This is a genomic window from Vibrio sp. Vb0598 (assembly GCF_033338935.1).
GTDB lineage: Bacteria > Pseudomonadota > Gammaproteobacteria > Enterobacterales > Vibrionaceae > Vibrio > Vibrio alginolyticus.
Genome location: NZ_JAWOTP010000006.1, coordinates 1 through 25,168, shown reverse-complemented (window position 1 = coordinate 25,168; position 25,168 = coordinate 1). Strand labels below are relative to the sequence as shown.

At 43.4% G+C, this 25,168-nt stretch carries 16 protein-coding genes and 1 pseudogene; 2 read left to right on the top strand and 15 right to left on the bottom strand.

Going from position 1 to position 25,168, the window contains the following annotated elements; genetic code table 11:
• The first annotated feature begins 15 nt into the window (after positions 1-15).
• Positions 16-1,719: a putative bifunctional diguanylate cyclase/phosphodiesterase gene (locus R7Q38_RS08265; RefSeq protein WP_258470154.1), complete on the top strand. Its 1,704-nt coding sequence runs from the start codon at positions 16-18 to the stop codon at positions 1,717-1,719.
• 108 nt (positions 1,720-1,827) lie between these two features.
• On the opposite strand, the gene R7Q38_RS08260 is transcribed toward R7Q38_RS08265, so the two are convergent.
• The 5 genes and pseudogenes from R7Q38_RS08260 to R7Q38_RS08240 form a co-directional block, all read right to left on the bottom strand.
• Complete coding sequence (locus R7Q38_RS08260) at positions 1,828-2,301, bottom strand: response regulator (protein ID WP_005377744.1); 474 nt, start codon at positions 2,299-2,301, stop codon at positions 1,828-1,830.
• Positions 2,288-3,624, bottom strand: a pseudogene (locus R7Q38_RS08255) (sensor histidine kinase). The gene R7Q38_RS08260 and the pseudogene R7Q38_RS08255 overlap by 14 nt, the downstream one beginning before the upstream one ends.
• A gap of 6 nt (positions 3,625-3,630) precedes the next feature.
• Positions 3,631-5,049 (bottom strand): SLC13 family permease, encoded by a 1,419-nt coding sequence (locus R7Q38_RS08250; RefSeq protein WP_017634015.1) that lies wholly within the window; start codon positions 5,047-5,049, stop codon positions 3,631-3,633.
• A gap of 248 nt (positions 5,050-5,297) precedes the next feature.
• On the bottom strand, positions 5,298-5,762 hold the full coding sequence (locus R7Q38_RS08245) for a GNAT family N-acetyltransferase (protein WP_017820619.1): 465 nt from the start codon (positions 5,760-5,762) through the stop codon (positions 5,298-5,300).
• A gap of 35 nt (positions 5,763-5,797) precedes the next feature.
• Complete coding sequence (locus R7Q38_RS08240; RefSeq protein ID WP_053350584.1) at positions 5,798-6,160, bottom strand: hypothetical protein; 363 nt, start codon at positions 6,158-6,160, stop codon at positions 5,798-5,800.
• Between the two features lie 480 nt (positions 6,161-6,640).
• Between R7Q38_RS08240 and R7Q38_RS08235 the strand changes: the two genes are divergently transcribed.
• The gene (locus R7Q38_RS08235; RefSeq protein WP_064353879.1) at positions 6,641-7,198 is read left to right on the top strand and encodes a DUF3750 domain-containing protein; all 558 of its coding nucleotides are present in this window, start codon (positions 6,641-6,643) and stop codon (positions 7,196-7,198) included.
• A gap of 51 nt (positions 7,199-7,249) precedes the next feature.
• On the opposite strand, the gene R7Q38_RS08230 is transcribed toward R7Q38_RS08235, so the two are convergent.
• From R7Q38_RS08230 to R7Q38_RS08185, 10 genes are all read right to left on the bottom strand, one after another.
• The gene (locus tag R7Q38_RS08230; RefSeq protein WP_005389121.1) at positions 7,250-8,827 is read right to left on the bottom strand and encodes a sensor domain-containing diguanylate cyclase; all 1,578 of its coding nucleotides are present in this window, start codon (positions 8,825-8,827) and stop codon (positions 7,250-7,252) included.
• A 184-nt stretch (positions 8,828-9,011) separates the two neighbouring features.
• Positions 9,012-9,482 (bottom strand): heme-degrading domain-containing protein, encoded by a 471-nt coding sequence (locus R7Q38_RS08225; protein WP_033905228.1) that lies wholly within the window; start codon positions 9,480-9,482, stop codon positions 9,012-9,014.
• Positions 9,479-10,519: an oxidoreductase gene (locus R7Q38_RS08220; RefSeq protein ID WP_318114186.1), complete on the bottom strand. Its 1,041-nt coding sequence runs from the start codon at positions 10,517-10,519 to the stop codon at positions 9,479-9,481. The genes R7Q38_RS08225 and R7Q38_RS08220 overlap by 4 nt, the downstream gene beginning before the upstream one ends.
• Positions 10,520-10,530: 11 nt before the next feature.
• Positions 10,531-11,304, bottom strand: coding sequence for a DeoR/GlpR family DNA-binding transcription regulator (locus tag R7Q38_RS08215; protein ID WP_053306490.1), 774 nt, complete (start codon positions 11,302-11,304; stop codon positions 10,531-10,533).
• Positions 11,305-11,481: 177 nt separating this feature from the next.
• Complete coding sequence (locus R7Q38_RS08210; RefSeq protein ID WP_213896343.1) at positions 11,482-12,324, bottom strand: phosphate ABC transporter substrate-binding protein; 843 nt, start codon at positions 12,322-12,324, stop codon at positions 11,482-11,484.
• Positions 12,314-12,934 (bottom strand): OmpA family protein, encoded by a 621-nt coding sequence (locus tag R7Q38_RS08205; RefSeq protein ID WP_053303115.1) that lies wholly within the window; start codon positions 12,932-12,934, stop codon positions 12,314-12,316. The genes R7Q38_RS08210 and R7Q38_RS08205 overlap by 11 nt, the downstream gene beginning before the upstream one ends.
• Positions 12,927-14,240: a TolC family outer membrane protein gene (locus R7Q38_RS08200; RefSeq protein WP_005377756.1), complete on the bottom strand. Its 1,314-nt coding sequence runs from the start codon at positions 14,238-14,240 to the stop codon at positions 12,927-12,929. Before R7Q38_RS08200 ends, R7Q38_RS08205 begins: the two co-directional genes overlap by 8 nt.
• Positions 14,241-14,255: 15 nt before the next feature.
• Complete coding sequence (locus tag R7Q38_RS08195; protein ID WP_021033865.1) at positions 14,256-15,569, bottom strand: HlyD family type I secretion periplasmic adaptor subunit; 1,314 nt, start codon at positions 15,567-15,569, stop codon at positions 14,256-14,258.
• Positions 15,566-17,737: a type I secretion system permease/ATPase gene (locus tag R7Q38_RS08190; protein ID WP_318114185.1), complete on the bottom strand. Its 2,172-nt coding sequence runs from the start codon at positions 17,735-17,737 to the stop codon at positions 15,566-15,568. Before R7Q38_RS08190 ends, R7Q38_RS08195 begins: the two co-directional genes overlap by 4 nt.
• The gene (locus tag R7Q38_RS08185) at positions 17,734-25,116 is read right to left on the bottom strand and encodes an Ig-like domain-containing protein (protein WP_318114184.1); all 7,383 of its coding nucleotides are present in this window, start codon (positions 25,114-25,116) and stop codon (positions 17,734-17,736) included. The genes R7Q38_RS08190 and R7Q38_RS08185 overlap by 4 nt, the downstream gene beginning before the upstream one ends.
• Positions 25,117-25,168: the final 52 nt, after the last annotated feature.

The window sequence follows — 25,168 nt, the reverse complement described above, 5'->3', positions numbered from 1 at the left end:
CGAGGAGGAAATATCTTGACCACCATATTTGACCAACAAGTCTCAGATAGTGACCGAGAGTTCCTAAAAATCGTCGAAGAACGATTCATTCATATCTTCGATGTATTTAACGAAGGCCTCTTTTACATGGATGAGTTTGGCACCATGGTATTTTATAACAAGGGCTTTTATGAGCAGCTTGGTATCAACGCTGGTCGAATCAGCTTAGAGCAATGGTTAGACCTTGTTCACCCTCTCGATCGAGAAAGACTCTCCACTCGGGTCGATGCTCACATCATTACCAACAACACGAGGGTCACAACGACCTACCGCGTGCGTAAACCCAATGGACAGTACGTCTGGATTGAAGGCGTAGCCATGACCAAAGAAACAGAACATGGTCATTATATGGTTGGTAGCCACCGTGATATTTCTGAACGCAAGCTGATGGAAAGCTACATTCATCAAGTCGCATTTCATGACAATGCGTCAGGTATGGCTAATCGCGCCCATCTCTTGCTGGATATTGAAGATAGTGTGCGAGCCACCGATTCTTGTGCATCTATCTGTTACATTCAGATAGAAGAGATTAAATCTTACTTAAATCAATATGGCAGCGAGTTGGTCGATGGGTTAGTGGAAAAATTGCTACAAACTCTCAGTCACCTACCTTCTCCAAATAGTTCTGTATATCGCGTACATGATGATGACTTTGCGATTTTGATTCACGATGAATGCTCGGTAGAAACGCTGCAAAGTTATGCCGAAAGTTTAAAGGAAACCTACCACGAGGCAGTGATTGAAGAGGGCCAATACTTAGGAAGTAACATTAGTATTGGTTTGTATCCTTGCATAGATCCAAGTCACTCAGCAGAGGAAATATTACGTAAAGCAGCACGAACTTGTCAGTACGCAAGCGAGCAGAATAAAGACCGTGTTGCGGTTTACAGTGAGAAAACTCAGCATGCCGTAGACCGTTATTTCTTTATTGAACAAGGTCTAAAAAGTGCACTAGAAAAACAGACATTAAGCGTTAAGTTTCAGCCAATTATTGACGCCAAAAGCTCAAAAGTGGTGAGCTTCGAATCTCTGGTTCGCTGGCGTAGCAAAGAGTTTGGCGAAATTTACCCAGACGAATTCATCCCCGTCGCAGAGAACAAAGGTTTGATTGTCGAGCTCGGATATCAAGTCTTTGCCAAAGCGTGTGAATTTATCAAAAACTACCGTGATCGTTACCAAAACCAAGTTCGCGTCAACGTGAATGTTTCTGTACTTCAGTTAATGAACAGTGAATTCCCTGCGCGAATTAAAGCCATGGCGGATGAGGTTGGTGTCGATCCTGAGTCTATTGTGTTGGAACTAACAGAAACGTTTATTTTGGATAATAATCAGACAGCCATTGCCCCTCTGAATACCCTCAGGGAACTAGGATTTGCACTCTCTCTGGATGACTTTGGATCTGGTTACAGTTCATTAAATAGCTTCTTCGACCTCCCGATGACACAAATCAAAATTGATAGGTCGATGGCGTGGAAAACACTAACCAACCGCTCTTCACAAGAATATCTGAAGTTTCTTATCACTATGTGCCAGGAAAATAATATTGAAGTAGTGATTGAGGGAATTGAAGACGCCAAAATGTGTGAATTTTTTACCGAAATGGGCGTCGATTATCTGCAAGGTTATTGGTTCTCTAAGCCACTTTCTGTTGCCAGTGCAAGCCGCTATTCGTTGAGTTAAGCATACTAGAGCAATATTCCCGCACGGCCACGTTAAACATGCTGAACTATTCACTATAGATTTCAGACACTAACTGGCCGTGACGAAAACAAGCTTAATGTCCCCCGATTAACGTAGACGTTCAAACACCACACTCTGATCTAAATGCTCGTGATACTGAGTGTAATCTAAGCCCACATCAAAGATATATTGGGTCACCAGGTTTCTAACGCACTCTATTAATTGGCTTGCTTGCCATGGTTTTTCAAAGTAGCGGTCAATGCCTGCGGAGTTGATCGCATTAATTGTATCGGTGTGCGTCGCTTGCCCGGTAAGAAGCACTTTCCTCGTAAAGCCAAAACGACCGTCTTTTGATACATCGGTCAGCAGTTCTACTCCCGTTTTACCTGGCATCACATGATCGGAAATAATCAATGCGATCATCTCGCCTTCTGCATCAAATTCATCCATCAGTTCTAGAGCCTCACCTGCTGATTCGCAGTCTTCGACATTCAACCATTGATTTAACGGCTCTAAATCTTGTAGAACCGCGCTTAGTACCTCTCGTTGGTCATCAACGCAAATTACATTAAGCTTCTCCATGTTCACCCTCTACTGGTAACTTGATTCTAAAAATCGTTTTTTCACTGTCGCTCTTTACCACAATAGAGCCGTTATATCCGGCGATAATGCGCTTTACAATCGACAGACCTAACCCTAAACCAAACGACAAGCCCCCCTTTTTAGTGGTGAAGTTTGGCCGGAAAATTTTTCTACGTGTCGCTTCATCAATTTCTGGTCCGTTGTTAGCAATCGTGACCAAAATTTTACCCTTACTCTCCCGAGTATGTATTTCGATACCGGGTTTCTCCGTTTCACCAAGTGCATCGCACGCATTCTTTAAGATATTTACCCAAACTTGGACGAGTTCGGTTTGAGAACCAATAAAAGCAGGTAAATCCGCAGGGCTAAAACGAACACTCACTCGTCTTAAGTCACTTTGCAATAGAGCCAAGGCGCGATTGATTGAATCATTGATGTTAATCGCTTCATCCAAGTCGATATCCGTGCGCCCCAATTGTTTTACGGATCGCACAATGCCAACGGTATGTTTAGAAGCGATGCGTAAGTCATGGAGATCTCGCCCCATTTGCCAGAAACGTATCGCTTCTTCTGGTCTTTTTAGCCAATGTTCTGAAAGGAAGTTATTTGGAACGGCTCGCGCAAGATCACGAGCAACCTCCTTGGTTAAACCGTAGTATTTTTCGAAGTGGCGCCCCCGCTTTCTCGCTTCGCTAGAAGAGACTTTCTGCCCTTGCATTAAACCAAAATCAAAAAATTGACTCGCTTCCGGATGAACTTCTTCAAGCAGTTCCATGATAACTGTCTCTAGCCGTTCTGATTTACTGCTTACAACGCCTATCGCATTGTTCAACCCAGAGCAATACCCGCTGCAAGCTGCCCCAACGTTGTCATTTGCTCTGCGGTATGAAGCTTTTGTAGTGCTTTTTCTTTAGCCAATGCCTCTTGCATTGCGCGCCGTTGACGACGAGATAATTCGTTAACCATCACAGGCATAAATTGTGTCGTCAATGGTCCGTATGTCGCCTCTTCCACGGCGGGCGTATCGCGCTGTATCCAAGCCAATTCAACATCGGTTTGAGCAATCACTGTCGAAGAGGCAGTCCACGTACCAGAAAAGAAACTATGTACGCCAATAAACGCACCTTGAGACGCAGAAAATACCTGAATCGGTTTCTTGTCATCTTCCGCGTAATAGCCCGCCAGTTCTCCCGACAGCACATAGTACAAGCGATCGTTGTAGCCAGCTTGCTCAATAAGCACCGACCCGGATAAAACTATTAATCGGCGTTCAAGGTGATTAAAGTAGCGTTGTACTAACGCGTCTAACTTCGTTTCGTACATGGTGGGTTATCCAATATGCCCAACAGTATGTAAAATCCACACCATCACAAAGCTGAGTAATACGCCAATCACGCCTAGCACGGCACCGATACGAGCCATTTGGCCGCTCTCGACATGCCCTGTTGCATGAGCTAACGCGTTTGGTGGCGTACTGATTGGTAACGACATACCGAGTGAAGCGGCAAATGTCACGACCAAGATCAGAGTAACTTCACCGCCGAGAGGCGTTAGCGAAGCCATAGAAGTACCCAGCGCAGCCATAATCGGCATCAGCAAGTTTGCGGTGGCTGTATGCGACATAAAGTTTGCCATTAACAAGCACAAGAAAGCCGCACCAAACAAGACAACATATGGCGAGAACTGATCAAACGGAATGCTGTGTACCACCAGCTTCGCAAGCCCGGTTTTATCTAGAGCAAGGCCCAGAGCAATACCGCCTGACACCAACCAAAGCACATCCCAAGAGATTTTCTTCAAGTCTTCTTTGTTGATGATGCCCGTCAATGAGAACACTGCGACCGGAATTAATGCTACTGTGTAAGAATTCATTCCATGTGCAGAACCCATCAACCAAAGAATAATCGTGCCGGCAAAGGTGACGTAAACCATTATTGCTTTGGGTGTTTTCAAAAACTTGCTTTTAATGTTCAGATCGATGGTGGTTTGTTCGGCTTTATACAAAAAGCCAATCAGAAACCAGGCTAACGCCATCATCACAATAACGAATGGAACACCAAATACCATCCATTCACCAAACGTAATTAAGTTGTCACCAACCAAATATTTTAGGGCGATGGCATTCGGTGGCGTGCCGATTGGAGTACCAATGCCACCAATGTTGGCCGCAACAGGAATACACAAAGCGAATGCAATTCGACCTGGGTCTTTAGGCCCGAAAACTGCTATCACAGGGGTTAAAATGGACAACATCATCGCTGTTGTTGCGGTGTTTGACATAAACATGGAAAAAACAGCGGTGATCAGCATCAACCCCAGCATAACGAACTTTGGTTTTTGTCCAAATGGTTTGAGTAACACTCGGGCTAAGTTGACATCTAACCTGTACTTTGTCGCCGCCATAGCCAAAAAGAAACCGCCGAGGAAGAGCATGATAATCGGACTAGCGAAGGTCGCCATTATCTCGTTGTATTGTAATAGCTCACCAAAATGTGGCTGCCCTTCTTGCAAGCGAAAGAGCACAATACCTTTATTTGATACAAGCAATAGCTCTAGGACAATGATCACAACCGAAGTGGCGTAGATTGGAATTGGCTCGAATACCCAGCAAAGTGCGGCAAGCAAGAAGATTGCAATCACTCTTTGCTGGACGATAGTAATGCCATCAAATGGGAACGCAGAGAGAGGCATTAACCAAACAAGCAATGGTATCAATGTTGGAACAACGTATTTGAGATAAGGACGCATAGTACTACTTCTCTTCCTGAGATGGTTAGCCAGACACATTTGGCGTTTGGAACGCTATTACCCGCCGCAAAACCAAAACTTTCAGACTGTTTTTAAGCCTTCAGAGACGAAATGCGGTAATGGCGTTCCAGAGAAGATTATGTACACTGTTTTCAAACAAAACATTGGTGCGAGATCAATGAACTCGTTTTCACATTGGAAAACATTTTATATCTGTGTTCAAGCTCACTAAATGCTCACTATTTAAGTTAAATATACTTTTCCATCATAAAGTTAGTTAAGGTTTCTCCCCTAACCTCAACACGTTGTCGAGACTTAACTGTGAAACCCATTTTCTCGTAAAAAGGTCGGGCGGTAATACTCACTTCAGAATACAGTCGTTTTATCCCCTGTACTTTCGCCTGTGAAAAAAGAAAAGACATCAAATCACGACCAACACCTTGTCCTTGGTATTCATGATGGCAAAAGAAATGATCAATCAAGCCGTCACCTTGCAAATCACAATAGCCAACGACCTGCCCTTCTATCTCCGCGACGTATGGTTGAATATCGTCCATTTTTCGTTGCCACACATCGAGGTCAAAATCTGATGGTGCCCAAGCGGAAACTTGTGATTCCGTATAATCGCGACGATTAATGATTCGCACAGTATGGTAAAAGAGTGCCCACAGTGTTGGGGCATCCTCGGTGCGATAACAGCGTATTGAGAGCATCAATTTCCTCATTCCTATTCAATAAATACTAAGCATTAACGCAAAGTGATACTAGTGAACTCATCATTTTCAATGCCAATCACTAAAGGCTTCCCAATCTGATCACTGTTCATCAATACGGTAGTATTCAGCTCACGGCTTGATCTGCGTATATTGCTTTTTCTTATGATATGAATATTCACAATATAATCGGAATACTCCTTTGTGATTCCGCCGGAAAATTCTACGTGCTCACTTTCATTGTCTCGGACAACATGAAATTTTCGATTGGCTTGAATATCAGTACTGATGGAGGAATCACCATAGTTCAGCACAACGGACGTTGGTTCGCTATCTTGATTGGCAAAACAGCCAAATGCGAACACGCTTAATGCGAGTATACTTTTTGATTTAAACATTAATTATTCTATTTCTAGTTATTTTTCTGCTATTTACATGACCAAACAGCACTTGTTCTGTGAGCGCCTATTGTGCCATAGCTGAACGCTGACTCTAAATGCGCAAAAAGATGAACGATGAAAATTCCGCCCAAAACAAGCAAACGTGAGACAAAGTGAGGGTCCCAAACTCACCCAACCAGCAATGACTCACTGTAAATGTCTGTTTTGTAATGCTTTTAATTCATGTAACCGTGTAAGGAATACATACAACCTCTTACTTTTTCATACGCAACTAGACGAATCGTTCGAGAAATACGGCATCGTCTATGCCACATGTTACAAATCGGCTTACCTTATTATTACGTATGAACTGGGGTTATGGCACTAACCTTCCCTCTCTCTTTTAATAAGGAGAGGATTTCAACAATCAGACTTGCCACGTTTTTATAGCTAAAATCAATAGAGCGTTAACAGCATCGGTTGGTCTAGGAGCAATAAATGAAAGACCCTCTCAACTTTACTCACCTTGTGAAAATTTGGCTCATGTCAATCGCGGTTATGCTGGGTGGATGCACTCAAGGAGATTGGCGTACCGCAAGCAGAGAACCTGCGGGTATCGCACCCGATCCTTCCAATGTCAAGCATGCTGTGATTGAGTTTTACGCCGCAGACGCGTTTGGTTGGCGAGGCTGGTTTGCTGTTCATACATGGTTTGCAATAAAGCCTGAAAATGCGAACGAATATACAGTGTATGAAGTAGTCGGCTGGAGAGTGAATCGCGGACAACCCGCTCTATATCAGTACCAAACTGGGACGCCAGATCGATATTGGTATGGTGCAAAACCAGAAAAGATCCTCTCCATACAAGGTGAAAAGGCCCGCCAACTTATCCCTAAAATACAAAGTGTGATTAACCAATACCCTTGGGCTGAAGAATATACTCTGTTTCCAGGGCCAAATAGCAATACATTTCCGGCTTGGGTGGGTAAACAAATTCCAGAATTAGAGCTAAACTTGCCGTTTCGCGCAATTGGTAGCGGTTACGCCAGCGATTAACAGCAAAGGTTAGTCACTGGCTCGTTTTATGTTCAGCATAAAGCGCAATATCTATTGTGCGTCGTCACCCAACTCCGTTCTATTTCTTCCATTATGTTTAGCTTTATAAAGTGCATTATCGGCGTCTTTCATTACCGCTTCAATTGGTGTGTCATTGCCTTTCCAGTGAGAAACGCCCAACGAAACCGTGACTTTACCAACCACCTGGAAGTCATGTTGTTCCACGTTGTGTCTAATACGCTCTGCAACATCCATAGCGTGGTTTACGTCTGTTTTTTCCAAAAACATCATAAATTCTTCACCGCCAGAACGACACAGGTGATCATTAGAGCGAGCTTGGTCTTTCATTAACTGCGCAAACTCTCTAAGTAAATTGTCACCCACGTCATGGCCATAGTTATCGTTTACGCTCTTAAAGTGGTCAATATCTAGCGCCAAAACAGAGAACGCGGTATTTTCCTGCTTAAACAAACCAAGAACTTTATCTAATCCACGTCGATTCAATAATCCAGTCATCGAATCTGTTAATGTATCCAGTTGCAGCTTATCAATGGTTTTTGACACGATACCAAATGCTTTAAGAAAGCTAAGCTTCAAATGTGAGACCTCAAAATACCAAGACTTAACCAGTTTGAGATCATCGATAGATGATGAATGTTCTTCGACACCTCGCACAGCACCAGCTAACTGCCAAAGTGGTCTAGAAATAAGAAGGGACAAGAACCAAATTAGCAGCAAAGTTAATAAACCAATTGGAATCGACTTAAGGAAAACATTCCACATCTGTTCATCTAGCACAGATAACGTCATCGATTTCGGGCGCTGAGCAACAATTCCCCATCCTGATGACTTTACTGGCGCATAACCAGCAAGCATTTCGACGCCGCGAGAGTTAACAATTTCTTTGTTGCCGCTCTGCCCCATCGTCACCGCTTTGATTGCTTCATTATCGTCGATTACTTCACCAACCCTCGATTGATCTGGGTGATAAATCAGAGTGTTACTCTCATCGACAACGTAAAGGAAAGAACCATCTTTGTATGCGTGCTGGCTGAGTAACTCTGCGAGAATATTTTCTTTTTCTAGATAAATAGTGCCGCCGATATAACCTAAATATTCATTAGATTGAGAAAATATAGGGTATGAGATGGTTAACAAGTAATTTCCAGCGGGCGATATAAATGGTTCAGTAACAACTGGTGCTTGAGCGTTTAAAGATTGGCGTTTTCTTTCACCCACTAACCTTACACCTTTCACCTGAAGTGTTTCAGGTGATACGGAAATAATAACCCCTTTTGCATTAACGACAACCACAGAGTTAAATGATTTGGTTTGCGTTCTTAATCTCTCAGCCTCTTTATCAAGAAGCTGAGCGTCATGCATCTTGTCTTTTAGCACGTTCGCACTGTATTTTAGCTGCGACATTGAGCTTTCTATGAAAGAGTCTGTCATTTCAGACATTTTTTGGGCGTAAACACGGTTTGATTCTAACGTGTTATTGATGATGAGATCCCTTTGAACACGATAAATCGAGTAGAATGCGTTGATCAAAGTGACAAGCACACTGAACACACATAGGGTGACAATAAGATTTCTAAGATTGAGTTTTTCTTTTCTTCTAAAAGACATTGCCAATGGCCAACTTTGAAGGCTTTCTATATGAATGAGCGTATAGGTTATATGAAATTGATTTGATTTTCAGGTAGTAAGTTGGGATCAATGTTAATATTTGCTCACATTAAAGAACACTTTATGAGCTAAAAAGAGAATTCAGTAGCACGATAAAGAACCGTGCTACTTTCATATTTGGCGTTTAAGAGGGTTTTGTCTCTGTCATCGTTTTTAATATATCCACAACTAGCTGATGATCATCTAACTGCGGTAAACCCGATACCGTCACAACCCCAACCAAACCAGACCCAGAAAGCCGAATTGGGAACGCGCCACCATGAGCACAGTACTCACGAGCATCGAGATGAGGCTGATTTTCGAAATCACGTTGCTTTTGCTTGTTGTACAGAGAAAGATAGTAAGAGCTGTGGCCATACCTTAATACTGAGTTTCGCTTCCTACGGACCCAATCTAAATGATCAGCGCAGGTTCCTGCCATCGCGTATTGAAATAGCGTTTGTCCAAAGCCGTAAACCTCAATAGCAACAGCCGCGCCGCGAGCTTCAGCCTCTTCTTTTAGAGCGAGGCCGATAGACCACGCAATATGGTGATTAAATTCCGCCAACTGAAGTTCATGCTCTTGCAGGGCCACGAGTTCAAGCGTCAAACTCATGGTTTCACCTGAATCGTTTTACCCGTTTTACTGCTTTCCAATGCCATCTCAATCAGAGCGATATTCTGTACTGCTTGAGCGGCAGGAACCGGGTTATCAGTGCCCAAACGAATGGCGTCTGCCACACCAACAAAGTAAGCTTGGTACTCGCCTCTCTCCGTTTTGATAGTTTGCGCACCGTCTTCGTCGTAACGGACGCCGTATAACACCTCATCTTCTTCCGACCAAGCATCGTTTTCCGGCAAACGGCCTTCTTTTAAGTAGCCCTCTTGAGGATCTAATCCGAACTTTTCATATTTAGCTTCCGTACCCAATACTTTGTAGCGGAGATTCGGCTCTGGGCTATACAAGTTTGAATGCAAGTGCACAATATGCTCAGGGTAATGAAGTATCAAGTTGTAATAATCAATCGTCGTCGCGCCCGGACGCATCATTCGACATTGTGCGTCTATCGCATTTGGCAAGCCAAACAACACCAATGCTTGATCGAGAAGATGAGGAGCAAGGTCGAATAGAATACCACCGCCATCTTGAGCCTGCTCTCGCCATCGTTGACGAACTTCAGGGCGGTAACGGTCAAAGTGTGACTCAAACAGCTTTATATCACCTAACTTACCTTGTTCGATAAGAGATTTAACCGTGAGAAAATCTCCATCCCAACGTCTATTGTGAAAAACGCTCAGCACTAGACCTTTCTCTTCCGCCAAGGCGATAAGTTCATTACCGTCTTCTATACGAGTAACAAACGGTTTCTCGACGATGACGTGTTTCCCATTGTTCAACGCACGCTTTGCAAGTTCGTAATGTACGTCATTTGGCGCAGTAATGATTACAAGCTCTGCATCACTATCATCGAGTAAAGTATTCGCATCAGAAAACCACTTAGCATCTGGCCAATCATTTTGAACCGCCTCCTGTTGACGAGAGCTTATCGCGCTCAGCGTTAAATTTGGTAGCGCTTTAATGAAGGGTAAATGAAACGTTTTTGCTGAATATCCGTAACCAATCACAGCGGTTTTTACGGGATCGTAAGCCATTGTAAGATTCCTTATTTCGGTGATACAACAATACATTCAATATCATTGTGATCGAGGAGTTGTTGAAAATCTGATTGAGGGGGATGGTCTGTAATAATGATGTCGATCTTTGACAAATCACATACGTGGTGGAAATTGTCGCTACCAATTTTTCGGGATTCACAAACGACGATGACCTGCTGAGCTTGAGCAATCATCGCTTGTTTCATTGTTGCTTCTAACAAACTATTTGTTGTCAGCCCTCGGGATGACAACGCACACACGCCAATGAACGCTTTGTTCACGTGATAATGCTGCATTTGCTGCTCTGCTTGCGCCCCTAAAACTGCTCTGGCATAAGGGTCAAAGTGTCCGCCTAAGAAATAAACGTCCATTGTGTCGTTTGTCTCAGCAGCGGTCAGCACATCAATGCTGTTAGTAACGACGTTGAGCTTGTTTTCTCCACAACGCGCTTTTCCTGCATAGAGTGGGAGCAGAGATAAAATGGTGCTGGTATCAATAACAAGATGGTCGCGCTCATCCAACAACGCTGCGGCAGATTGAGCCAGTCGATGTTTAACGTCACTCACGGGTCGACTCGCGTATGCCTCGGTATGGGAAGAGATCGGCGCAAGCATGACACCACCTCGTATTCTTTGTAACCCAGGTTGCTGACTCAACTTAACTAAGTCTCGGCGAGCTGAATCTCGCGAGATACCAAAGTACTCACAAACTTCAGACAACGTTACTTTGTTTTGCTGCTCCAGCTTCGCTCTGAGTGCTACGAGTCTTTCTTCTTGTGTCATAACTTAAATTCACTTAAGTAGTTTTAAGTAAACTTGCCACAATGATAGAAAAATTACCAACAAAACCACTTACAACCAACTCAATTGACCAAAGGTTAACCAAAGATAAATGAGCAGCAAGGCAAACTTCCTAGAGCGGTACGTTCACTCAAGCCCACATAGTTAGGCGTATGAAGTTTATTTATACCCGTTTAAAACAACTGGCTCATCTAGCCCTAACTTCACCCTATTTATTTTAATAAGCGCTTTTGGTAGTGGAATAAACCCAGCATTTCGTACCTGTTGTGTATTGTTGTCGGTTGTAAGGAGTTCAAATAGCTTTGATTTTTTGATCTTCTGATTAGTGTCGAATTGTTTATTTATATAAACGTAATAGACCACGGAAAATGGATAGCGAAGAGAATAGATGCAATCTGTGCTCAAAGAGCATGAGTCATCGTTATGATGAACAGAGAGAGCCTTGTAGCTCGACCACTGTTCTGAGTATTTAAAATCGGAGTATCGCATATAAGCTTTGGCTGACAAGTCGTCGCTTAAAGCCCGTTTCAATCGGTCTTCATCAAGCATTTGAATCGATGATTGACAACCATTAGAGCTCACATCTGGGTTACTTAAACGCATCTCCCCGAAAGCATACGTATTTGCATCACAGCGTTTCAATTCACTAACGGAAACACTATCTACCGTACTCTTTTGACTATTGATTACGACAATAGCGTTTGCCATTAAAAACAAACGTGTAGGCCTGTGGCCTCTTTCTCGTTGAAATCGGGAGATGTTTTCATCTGACCATTTCTTAGATGTGATCGCAATAGAGGCTCCGTCATTTAGCATGTCGTTAAAACCACCAGACTGAGATGCAAGCGCTACATTTACACTTGGCTCATCTATCAATGTTTCTATCGTTTCTAGTATCTCTGGTTCGACAAAAATCGATGTTCGAGCCTCAGAGTCAGCAAATGCCAGCGGTGAAATCAAACATGAAGTTAGAGCAAGGAAAGGCAAGACTTTAATTTTCATAATTCAGCTCCAACTTCGAATTAGGTGTCAACTCGCTGTCCGAACTAAATATAGTCCACGCTTGTTCAGTACTTTCAGCTTTCGTGTTTACAACAGCAATTGTGCGCCTTTCCCGTTTTTTTAGTTGTACCGTCAATGCCGTATTCTGATAAAACTCTTGCTCTTCAATTCGATTATCTTGAATGCCGTTTCTCACTAGCAATTCTCGTATAGCTGCCGTCCTTTTCTTTGCCAACGCTTTGTTGTATTCGAGTGACGCTTCAGGGCTTGTGTCTCCTATCAGTATGACTTGCGCATTTGGGTTACTCTGAAGCAGTGCTTTCAACTCGCTTAGCGGCATATCATGAGATGGCGTTACCTGATGCTCATCCATCGCAAAGAAAAAGCTGATCAGGTGTGTCTGCGAGTCGTTGACCCAATTCGCACAGCCTTCACTGTCAACAACCACACCTTTTGGCGTATCTGCGCAGTTATCTCGTTGGTTTATCACGCCATCACTATCATTGTCTTTAAGGTCGTTGTACTGGTAAGTGGTCAACGTCGTATTCGGTGATTCAGCACAGCCTGCTAACATGAAAACTAGAAGACTCGTCACTGCGAATTTATCCATTATTGTTCTCCTTCCAGTTCTCTGGATACTCAACTCGCAACGCATAAGTCAGAATCCCCATCGAGTTGAATAAACGGTAAGTGGCAACCAAATGATCGTACTTTGTTCGGGTGTAGTTCCGTCTCGCAACAAACGTTTCAACTTTGGCATCTAATACATCTAACAAACTGCGTCGCCCTACATTGAACTGCTGGATGTACCCTAATTCAGTTACTTTCGCCGCATCAACGTTGACTTTTAAAAACTCCATTTGCTGTTGAAGCAATGTATGTGCGTCCCATGCCAGCCTTACACCTTCATTCGCATCTAGTTCTGCATTTGCTCGAATAGCCCTCGCCTCCTCTACTCGCCAGGCAGATGACTCCACTCGGGAGTCTGTAGAAAAGCCGTTAAAAAGATCGTAGTTGACCGTCAGCATAACCTTTGCATCTTCGTTAATGCCTTCAATATTATCCACGTTGTCTGTTTTGTTGGCTGACAGCTCAAGCTTGAGCTCTGGGTAGTAATCCCCCTTTTCTCTTTTTACTTCATGTCGAGCCGCCTCTAAATCTTTCATCGCTGACTGTATGGATGGGTGCAACCTAACCGCTTGTTTGAGTGCTTCGTCAAGCTTATTCGGAAGCAACTCCTGCGGGTAAACAGGTTCAACTAAGTTTTGCGGCGCTCGACCAACCAAACGTACAAATCTTGTTCTAGCATCGGAAAGATTGTTTTGGGCGGCAATCAATGAGGACTGTGTTGTCGCGACACGCGAAGAAACCTGCGCTAAGTCGGAGTTGCTGGTTAAACCTTTTTCTTTTTTATCTAGAATGAAACGGTAGATCTCTTGGTGTTCATTTAGGTTTCTTTCTGTCAGTTTCATCAACTCTCGGGCATGTAAAACATCCACATACGCTCTGACAGTATCTAATGCAACATTTTCCGCAGATGCCAATAAGTCCAAGCGTTCAGCTTCAGCCTCGTAAGATAGGCGATCAACATCAGCACTTGTTTTAAATCCATCAAATAACAGTTGGGAGATTCTTACGCCCATCTCCGTTCTTTCTAATGTTCTATCTTCACTGTCGATGTAGTTTCCGTTGTTATATCGAGTACCTTCGTACCCTGCTGCTGCATACAAATTAACCTGAGGAAGAAATGAACCATTTATGGCATTTCGGTCTCGTACCATCGACTCATAGCGAGAATAGCGAGCAAGCAAACTGGGGGAGCTATCGAGAGATAACGTAACTGACTCTTCTAAAGTCAAAGCGTTTGGCGACGATGATACTGCAAACAAGACCAATAACGTTGATTTAAGCCGCATCTTATATCCTTATGTCTATCTTTCTCTGAGCGAATTCTCTTTCGCACGTAATATAGGTTTTAACCAATAATTCAGTACTGTTTTTTCTCCTGTAAGAATGTCTACCACAACCTGCATTCCCGGGATGATCGTAAACTTATCATCAACCTTGAAAGTAACGTTGGCACGGTAGTAGGCATTGCCCTCTTCATTTTGAAGTGCATCGGCGCTTACGTAGGTCACTTCTCCTTCTAGGCCTCCGTAAATGACAAAGTCATAGGCAGACAACTTTACCGTTGCCGGCAGGCCAGGCCTTATGAAGGCGATATTCTGAGGAGAAATTCTCGCTTCAACGATTAACGTGCTATTACGAGGGACTATTTCTAAAATAGGCTCACCCGGCTTAACCACACCTCCGATGGTTCTGACAAAAACATCTTTGATGGTTCCATCGACCGGAGAAAGTAACTGCGTTCGATTCAACTGATCCGCAATCGCCTGACGACTTTCATTGAGCTGCGCTAGTTGCGTCACAACTTCATTGAGCTGCCCTTGTGCCTCTGCCCTAAAAGCAAGCGCAGTACCACGATAATCTGCGATGGATTCAGAATACACAGCCCTTTGCTTTTGGGCAGCAGCTTGTGAACTCGCGATGTCTCCTTTGAGCTTTATAACGTCTCTATTCAGTTTTAATAATTCCACTTCAGCCACCGCGCCACTAGAAACCACCTCTCTCAACATATCTCGCTCTTTCGAGACAATAACCAGACTGCTTTTTAGTGTTTGAATGGTATTCAAGGTATCTAGATAAGCTTGCGATTGTTGCTCAATTCGCAATTTAGCCTCCTCCAGTTCAGACTCCAGTTGGCTCAACCGCTCAAGATAGTTTGCTTTGGCATTCAGATAGGCAGAGTGGCCGGTCATCGAAATATCAAATGGCTGAGGCTCGATACTCACTTGTTGTTTCCAATCCAGTTGGAGGCTATTCACTTTTACCGTTTCTAATTCAATTTGAAGCCTCTGCTTTCTGGCGAGCAAAGATTCAACTTGTTCAGAGGTCTCCGAATAGGTCGACTTAAACCTTGTATCATCCAGAATGGCGATGGTTTGCCCCTTAGTGACGCTTTCACCAGGCATGACAAGTAACTCCTTTAGAATGCCTCCCTCTAAGCTCTGAATCGTCTGAACAGACAAAGTAGGAACAACTTTTCCTTCGCCGACAACCACTTCGTCTAACCTCGCCCACGAGGCCCAAATAATCACACTCAGCACTAACGCGGCAGACAACCAAATCAACGTTCTCGAACGGTTTGCTAAATGAGCATTACTCCAACGAACTGTGCTCATCATTGACCTCCTTCGCATACAATTGATACTGCGCGTACTCTGTTCGTCTTCGCGTTAGACTGTTGTTTAGCAAAAATTTCTTGGGGCGCTCCTTCCCTCAAAATTGTGCCTTTATCAAGCACAACAATTCGATCACAAAGCGATAATAAGGAATGTTTATGAGAGCTAATAATCATCGTCGTCGAGTGCGGCAACGATTTGAGAGCATTAAACAATGCATTCTCAGCAGGCTGGTCTAAGGAACTGGTTGGCTCGTCTAAAATTAATGCTGCTGGGTTTCGATAAAAAGCTCTTGAAATCGCTACAGCTTGCCTTTGCCCCCCCGACAAATAACGCCCTCCTTCTCCGACTTGCGTTTCTAGACCATGAGGAAGGCGACTCATGTACTGGTTCAAACCCGATAATTCTATCGCCCGGCGTAATCGTTCTTGATCAATAACATGATGTCCTAATACTATGTTTTCCATAATGCTGCCGTATATAAGATGCGAATCTTGGCCAACCCAACCCGTTTTCTCTCTTATCAATTCGGCGGGCCAAAGCTGACTGTCAATGTCATCAAAATAAACGCTACCCTGTAAGGCACTGAGTTGATTGGTAATAATAGAAAGGAGTGTAGACTTTCCTGCTCCTGCACTACCAATAACGCCAACGCGTTCGCCTTGCTTGATAGTAAGATTAATATCTCTCAAACATGGCATATCAACATCTGGGTATTGGAAGCTCACGTTTTCTAAACGTATATTCCCTGTAAATTCGGCAGACGTAATGACCTGACTGCGTTGCGCCTCCTGAGGTAAAGACATGATAGAATTTAAGCCTTCAACCGCTGTTTTTGTCTGTTGATAGCGAAGTAACAACATAGCTAACTGGTTAATCGCCCCTGCAGCACGACCGCTAAGCATGACAATAGCAATGAGCCCCCCCATGCTGAGCAATCCCTCAGAAATTCTGTACACGCCTGTTACAAGTAACATTACGGTAATTATCTGCTGGCTAGATTGAATGGAGTAAGCAACGATATTCGAATAGTTTCGCGATTGATTTTGCCAATCAGAAAGCATGGATACCGTTTGCTCCCAACGCTTTTGTGCTTCTCCCGTAGCGTTATTTTGCTTAATCTCTTTTAAAGAGGACAATGAATCAAACAAGTGAGCTTGTCGCTTCATGGATAGTGCAGCACTTTCCGTATGTGATTGTTCTATTTTTGCTTTTACCGCAAAGCCAAGGATCAGCAGGATAAACATGACGGCAATAGGTATGAACATCATTGCCCCACCTAGCCAACCTATTAAGACTAAAAATAACAACGTAAATGGGAGATCAACTAAGGTCACAAGAGATGCAGAAGTAAAAAAATCGCGAACACTATCAAAATCTTGTAGTTGTCGAGCGAATGCACCGACTGATGCAGGACGGTGTTCAAGTTTCATCCCCATAACTTTAGAAAAAAGTATCGAAGAAAGCTTGTTATCGATGTACTTACCCGCGGTATCAGTGACAACTCCCCTTGCTTTACGCAATAGCCAATCAAAAATAATGATGACGGAGACACCAGCGACCAAAACCCATAATGTACTGAAAGCTTGATTAGGCACTACACGATCGTAAACGTTCATAGTGAAAAGCGGAATAACTAGCGCTAGCGTATTGATAAGGAAAGAGGCAATCAAAAGATCTCGATACCACGGAGACATTTCTTTCACTACGGCGAAAAGCCAATGTTCATTATAATCCGCTTGAATTGAACTTATCCGTTTGTCCAGCTCTGGACGCATAGAAACTTGCCATGCTTGAGGCTGGAATTGATTATGCAGTTCCTCGCTCGTGACATATTGCGTTTCACCTTGATCTTCACTAAATAACGTGACTTGATAATCGCTGTTATGTCGCTCAGATATAATAGCGGGTTGTAACGTCTTCCTATTGATTACCACCAATGGAAAGCTCAACATTGCGGTGGATTTTAAATCGATTAATGTGAGTTCAAGATCGGCTCGCTCAGCGGCTCTGATGAATAAGTCACTATCCAATCTACCCTCAACAAGAGGTAATCCAGAAAGCACCTTTTTTGTATGGTGTCTAACCTCAAAATAACGCATCAACCAAGTTAACGATTGCACCCAAGGATCGTTAGTCTGCTCACTTGATGAGGATGAGTGATGCTTCATGACATACCACCTACTAGCAAGTTGTTGTCATCAATCATCTTCTGTAAGACATTTTCTTCGGCTACGCCAGTCGAGTCACCTTTGTAAAGCTGATCGAGAGTGACGCCCTGCATAAGAATCTGTTGTTTTGTCCCCGCCTCTTCTGGTTTTATGTGAAGCGTTACGCCATCATCATTCTCTGTTAAATCGAGCTTATTATCGACTTCTGTTATCGAGGTAGCGGTGATTATAGAGGCAATGTCAATTGTGTCATTATCATCACCAATAGCGGATATTTGGAAATCGTTGATCACATCGTACGAGGGCTTTAACTCGTTACCGAGCCCTGAACTATCAAACTGGAATACATCGCTGCCACTTCCTCCAATAAGCAAATCATTAGCATCTGTCGCAAGTAATGTTTGGTCACCCTCTTCCACTAAGGCAACATTGACTACCTGAGCAGCACCTTCTGCGACAGTAGCACCCAGTGTTGCAATCGGTTTTATCGACAACGTAAAATCACTTGCACCGCTAAACCCGCCAACGATGGAAAGATCAGCGACATCCTCTTGATCAACAGTATAAATGCCGTTCAATCTTTCACCATGACTCAACTCTAGATCTGTTGGTAATCCGCGAATCTCCACACTTCCAAACTCTTCTGGTGCAGGGTTGACTAAATTCATGCTCAACCCTAAAGGAATACTCCCAGACGCTTCAGACACAATAGATTGATAATCGGCCGTTAGTGTTGGCTCATCAGCTTCAGGGGTAACAACAATGGTTAGATCGGTGCTTTGCACATCTCCAAAATCGGTTTCGAGTTTCCCTGACACTATCGCTTGATCAAACGCTCTAACATTGAGAGCAACATCCATCGTTCCAAATGCATCCTTCGGAACGAACTCCAAACCTGACACTTCATTTGCTCGCACTAATACCGTCGCCACGGCATTGCCCGCGTCATCGAAGGTAAAGGATGAGAATTGAGTCCCGATACGAATCCTACCTAAGCCTTCCAATGCAGAGGGTTCAGAGCTTGCTTTGATCAACATCGACACTTCTATATATTCGTTGCTATTTGTTTCAAAACCGCTCGCTAAAAAGTCAATCGAAATGGAATCACCTTCATCTCCAGTGAACGTGTTAGAGGTTGTATTCAACGATACATCATCGCCAATCGGTTTTACGCCGACGTTGAACTGAGAAGTGGTATAGTTATAGTCGTTTGATCCAGACTCTTGGGTAATAGCTTGCAGTGTTAATGAAATATCCCCACTAAAATCTAGTGGCGGTAGCAAGTAAACCTTATCAAGTTGTGCTTGAGTTAGCTGCCACTCTTTGCTCTCACCATCCGTTGAACCGTTATCAGGGAGTAATTCGAACGTCCCATTATTGCCCCAAACCAACACGGCTCCGTCTGGCACTCCTGTCATGACCAAAGACATCGACTCAGAACCATCTTGATCGATTAATGATGCAGATAAGTTTCCTAAATAAATATAATTATCTTCATCACCAACTACGTCTTCTGTTTCCAGAACCGCTTTATCAACCACTGGGGCAATGGTAACGGTAACTTCTGTTGATTTAGTTTGAGTATCTTTCGCACTGTCAGTACTTAAACAACTTCCCGTGACTTCATCAGTAATGTTTGCGTCAACGGAAATAACAAGCTCTCCACTGTAGTTTTCAGGTGGGATTAACTGAATTTCGTTTAGACGCGTAACATCTGTCACTACCCATGTTCCATCACCGTTGTCAATGAGTAGGCTCGGGTCCACGGCAGTAAACCGCGCATTCTCGTCAGACACCGATAAAGAAACCCAATTGACACTTTCAAGGCCAGTCGCTGCGTCACCTTCTCCAGTAATGGACTGCATTGGTCCTTCACTATCGCCCAATACAAGAGCAAGATTCAGGTTGGTTATAGTATCTTCTTGAACCGTAACTTGGCTTGGTGCTATCGCGATATCATCGACAACAGGAGAGATTTGTACCGTAATGGTCTGAGCGGTTGTTTTCGAGTCACCATCGCATGGGGCCGTTTCTGTCACTTCTAAATTGAAAGTAATGCAACCAGCAAAGTCCTCATCCACGCCAGTAAGCGTCAAGGAAGACAATCCAGCGCTAGAAATTGAATAACCCAACAGATTGCCCGCATTATCATAAGCAGGTATCACACCTTCGCCAGTAAGCTCGACTCCTTCAGGTAAAGAATCTGCGGCGACAAAGAAGGAAACTAAGTTACCATCACTACTCGCCACATCAGGGTTTAAAAACGCCCCAATTGAGACATCTTCACCTTCTTTACCTACAATATCCCCACTTTGAACGCTTCCCGGTTCACCAGGATCAGCACACTGGTCTCCATCTCCTTCATGGCCAGTAATTTGAATTTGGAACTGACCTGTGATGTATTGAGCATCCGTTCCATCTCGAACATACGCTAACACATTCACATCAAGTATCTCTGTATTAGATGGGCTATAAATCGATGCGCCAGCAAGCAAATCTTGAGCGGTTTCCAACACGCTATCACTTGTGATTCCTTCCATTGGAATCAGCCAGTTCCCATCGGCATCTTGAGAAGCACCATTCGGATGAGTAACAATGAGGTCTTGGCCCTGCGGTATCTGTAAAACGATGTAATCGAGATACTCTGAACCATCAATATCCGCTTCTGTAAATGTAATGCCTCCACTCACGTCAACAGCAGACCCATCCGTACTTGTGAATACTTCAGTCGCGCCTTCTAAACGTGTTTTGTCAATATCTTCATTACCAATATCCACTTTTCCAGAAACCACGACGCTCAAAGAACCGTTGATTGCCTTTACATCAGTCTCCAGCGTAGGAGACGTGTCTGTCACTTCGTACTGAACTTCCAGGCTAAACGTCCCACTTAGGTCTTCATTAGCTTTTACAGTGATTCGTCCACTGTTTAACAACTCAGATAATGTTGCCGAGCTACCATCGAGTAGTTCATTGAGTTCTAACGGTAAATTACTTTCCTCTACTGCATTACCATCAAAGTAAAGTGTTAAGCCATCTGGAATGGATACAATGGTGTATCCTGTCAAGGACTCACTAGAATCTATATCTTGATTAACGACAGGCTCAAGATTTAGTGTGATGAAATTGTCCTCAATACCATTGCTTTGTAATTCTTGACCGTCAGTTTGATCAACAATAGGTGAGATTTCCATTTCCACTTTAAGAGGGGTTTCAGCAGAATCACCATCCGGCTCTGTTGAAACGACGATAACATCCATGCTCAGTGTTCCACTAAAATCTTGCTCTGTTTTGAGGTAAGTGTTTTCAAGAACAGCGTTTGAGACCTGATAAACTGGCCCCGTTATTGGGTCCACGTAAGCAATTGGAAGAACAATAGGGTCACCATTTACATCTGTCAGTTGTGTTCCCACAGGGATGTTCTGAAGCAAGATATTAATTTCTTCTGATAGATCGTCGTCTGATGTCTGGATGATAAAATCCAGTTGTATCAGGTTATCTTCGTCTAACGTAGAGAGATTACTAATTACTTTAGTCGCTTGATCATATTGCCAATTCCCCTGTCCACCATCTAGAACAATTGGTTCATCGACCACGCCTTTTAGCTTAATGTCAATGGTTGCAGATTGGCTCTCGGCGGTTTCATTAATAGGTGCTAAGCCATCAATAGTCGACTCTGTTGAAATGGCGGTTACTTGAAGGGATAGAGATTCAGTAAATGAGCTGATATCCGATTTTGGTTGAAGTAACGCCTCCGAATTGGCTAGAGCATTGGAGGTCACTAGGTAGGTATTAATACCGATAAGCGTAATCCCAGCTCCGACAGGCAATGTCCAACCATCTTGAACTTCTATGCGATAAGACAGAGACTCCGAGCCATCTGTGTCAGTGAGCCGCCCTAAGATGTACTCTTTTAAGTCAATCGCTTGGTCTTCAAGCCCCTGAATGTTTTTAACGGTCAGCGTAGGCACATCGGCATCTGGAGATATATCGATAACAACTTGCTCAGTGATCTCCGCTGTTTTATCTTGCTCATCGGCAAACACACTACCCGACTCAGTCGTTACTGCCGTTACATCAAAAGTAAATCTTCCGGCTAAGTTTTCGTTAGATGTGATTTCAATTTGATCTAACTCGGATTGGCTATACGCTTTCCCTTCCTCAATAGCACTTCCGTTAAGTGTTAATATAAGTCCATCTGGAATATTCGAAATTTGGTAGTGGAGCGTTTCAGAACCGTCTTGGTCAAACTTTTCAGCGACAATATTGAGTGAAAGTGATTCAGCGGAATCTTCAACACTTTGATAAGAAAAGTCCGAATCATTAGACCACTCTGGCAAATCTGCAACCGGTAAAACGTTAACATTTAACGTATTATTGCCTTGTAATACAAAACCATCTGGTTCGACATCAGATACGATTAATGCAGACACTGCTAACGAAACTTTGATAGTGTTGCCCGACAGGTTTAGTGCTGGTTGATAAGTGAGATCACCATTTGGAACAGTGAATATACCCACCCCCATTAGCTCTGTACCAGAAAGACTAATAAATCCGTCATTATCATCATCTTCAAGGCGCGCTCCGTCTAAAAACAGAGCCCCTCCTTGTAGAGATTCAACAGAGATCCTTATCGCTTCAACACGCTCATTATTCTCCGTATCCCCAGGAGAAACTCTAATCGGTAACGCGACTGGCGTAGGGTCTCCACTATTATTCGCGCCATTATCTTCTAACGTATCTACATTAACGGTTCGAATAAAGCCCCTAGCATCATCAAGAATTAATTGAGCTTCACTGCTTGCTTGGTCACCGTCTGCATCCGTCACAGTTATCGTTAGATCATCAAGCAAACCACCTACAGGCGTATTAACAATAAGCTCGGTAGTTAGCGTAAATGTCCCATCTTGAGCAATAGTCAGCGTTCCATATTTTAAGTTACCATCACTACTATTGATTAAATCGATGGTCCAAGCATCATTGCTAAATACCGAACTCGCCGTATCGTATGTTTCACCTGCATAGGTCAAACTTGAAATCAACGTGCCATCTGAACTGATTAAGTCGGCATTATTGCTAAACCAGTTTCCCGAAAACTCATCCCCCTCGGTAAGTTCAATTTCTATTGGTGAGCTTGTGTCTTCAGGGATATCATCCACTACACTAACGGTATATGTCTCAGCTTCAGACTGGTCGCCATCCTTATCAACAGCATAAATTGAAAAACTGAGTTCTAATGTGTTCTCGTCCGCTGGAACACCGTCAGGTTCATCGTGTTCAAGTGCACGGTATAGATCAAACTCGACAGTCCCATCGGTATTAAATCTAATTCTAAAGACGTCTTGCTCGCTTTCATCTCTTGCATATAACCAACCATTCGAGTCCGGTGAATCAAGCGAAACCAGGCTACCACTACTTGTTTTATAGCCGAGCGCATTGAACATATCGATATTCACGCTCACACTGGCGATAAAGTCTGAACCTTGTAATAACGTAATGGATGGTGACGAGCCCTCGATGCTAGAATCAAGCGAATCATCATTCAACCCGCTTTCATTGACTGTGATTCCCTCTGTAATTACTAGTTCCGGAAACAAGCCATCATAGACCAGTATGTTGGACTCCGTAGAGATCTCGCTTCCATCAGAATCTCTCGCCACGATGGGCATAGAGATCGACAATTGCGTCCCATCACCTAAAACATGGTCAAGCGAGTGATAAAGCTCTACAGTTACATTAACGGTAGACGTATCATTTGATGGCAAAGAGAAGTCACTAGGTAACGTGACCCTAAATATAACGTCTCCAGTGTCAGAAATTGCGTCAAAGCTTCCATCATTGTTATCGTACCAAGTGACAGCCTCTCCGTTATAAGTAACAGCATCACCAAGTGTAGTTTTGACAGTATCTCCATCATTTATGTCAACACCCAGATACACAATCGGATCGAATGATGACGTAACTATCACATCCGTATTCGCTATGGCTGAAACCCCATCAGGAGCAATGTTTGTATCGACAGGTGTTTCGGTCAACTCGACATTACCACTATTGATTAGCGCTTGTTCATTGTCGTTATCTATCACATTAATGTCTAAAACGACCGACGTGTTATCTTGGTCTGAGTCCATTGCAGTAACAACGAGAGGCACGTTTGGACCAGTATTTTCTTGTTGGTCGAGAGCCTGAAAAAGCTCAAAGGAGTAGGTAATGTCGCTATTTGCATCAATAGGTAATGAAGCATTGAGGGTAGCTTGAAAGATGGGAATCTGAGTGTGCCCATCTTCGTCAAGAATATAACCATCAAGTGTTTTGCCATCCGCAGAGACTTGATAAAGCACAACTTGTTCACCACTCGTCAACAAGGGTTGTTCAGAGACGATGAACGACAAAGATTCGAGGTAATCACTGCCAACCTCAACTTGAAAATTCCCTGAGCTCAACACACTTCCATTTGCGAGATCAGATTCTTTTACTTCTACCCCATTCAAATTATTTAAAGTTGGGTCTGCGCCATCCTTTAGAACATAGTCAATTTCATTCTCTACAAGCGGTGTGGCATCTAAATCTACGCCACCAATGGTCAACGGGAAAGTGACCGTATCACTGCTATTGAATTGATCGATAGGGTGCTCAAGAGTAAGCGAAATTGAAGCTAATACATCGTTACCCGACTCAACGCCACTCAACGTTAACGTAAATACAGTGACACCATTCGCAAATGCTGTAATTTGCTTTCCACTGGAACTTAACGTGTAGCTAAGCTCAGTATCAGAGACTGAGCTTGTAAGCCCTAATGCTTCTAACTTAGTAATAGATGACCCACCGAAATACAAACTACTCGGATCCGGATTGTCAGATCCCGCGACAATATTAACAGTTCCTTCAGAGTTCAATATCGGGCCATCCAAAGGGACTTCTGTTACGTCTATAGTTGCATTGCCTACGTAACCTGCTTGTCCATCACTAATATCAATCGTCGCGTTAGCCAAGCCATAGTCTTGGGAGTCATCTGCAGCTAAATAGCTGAAAGAAACACTTTGCTCGACCGAATGATCTAGGTTTCGACCTGCATCAAACTGCCAAGAGCCATCAGAAAATACGGTTAATTCGCCTTTTTCTAAACTAAAACTTACGGATCCCCCCTCTAGAATTGACTTCTGCTCCCCGCCAGCCTCTACAAATTTCACATAAAGTGTTCCATCAAGATCAATATCATTTTCAAGTACATTGCCCGTAATTGTTTGATCTTCTACGACTGAGTATGTGTCATCTCTAATCACCGGTTCAGAGTCATAAATAGTAATCGTTAACGGTGCCACAACCGTCTCTTGTGTACCATCAGCATCACTTTGAGTGCTTTCAACCAATACGTTAGTCACCAGCTCATCTTGACCTACACCATGATCAATCGCTTCATAAAAAGTAATTTGA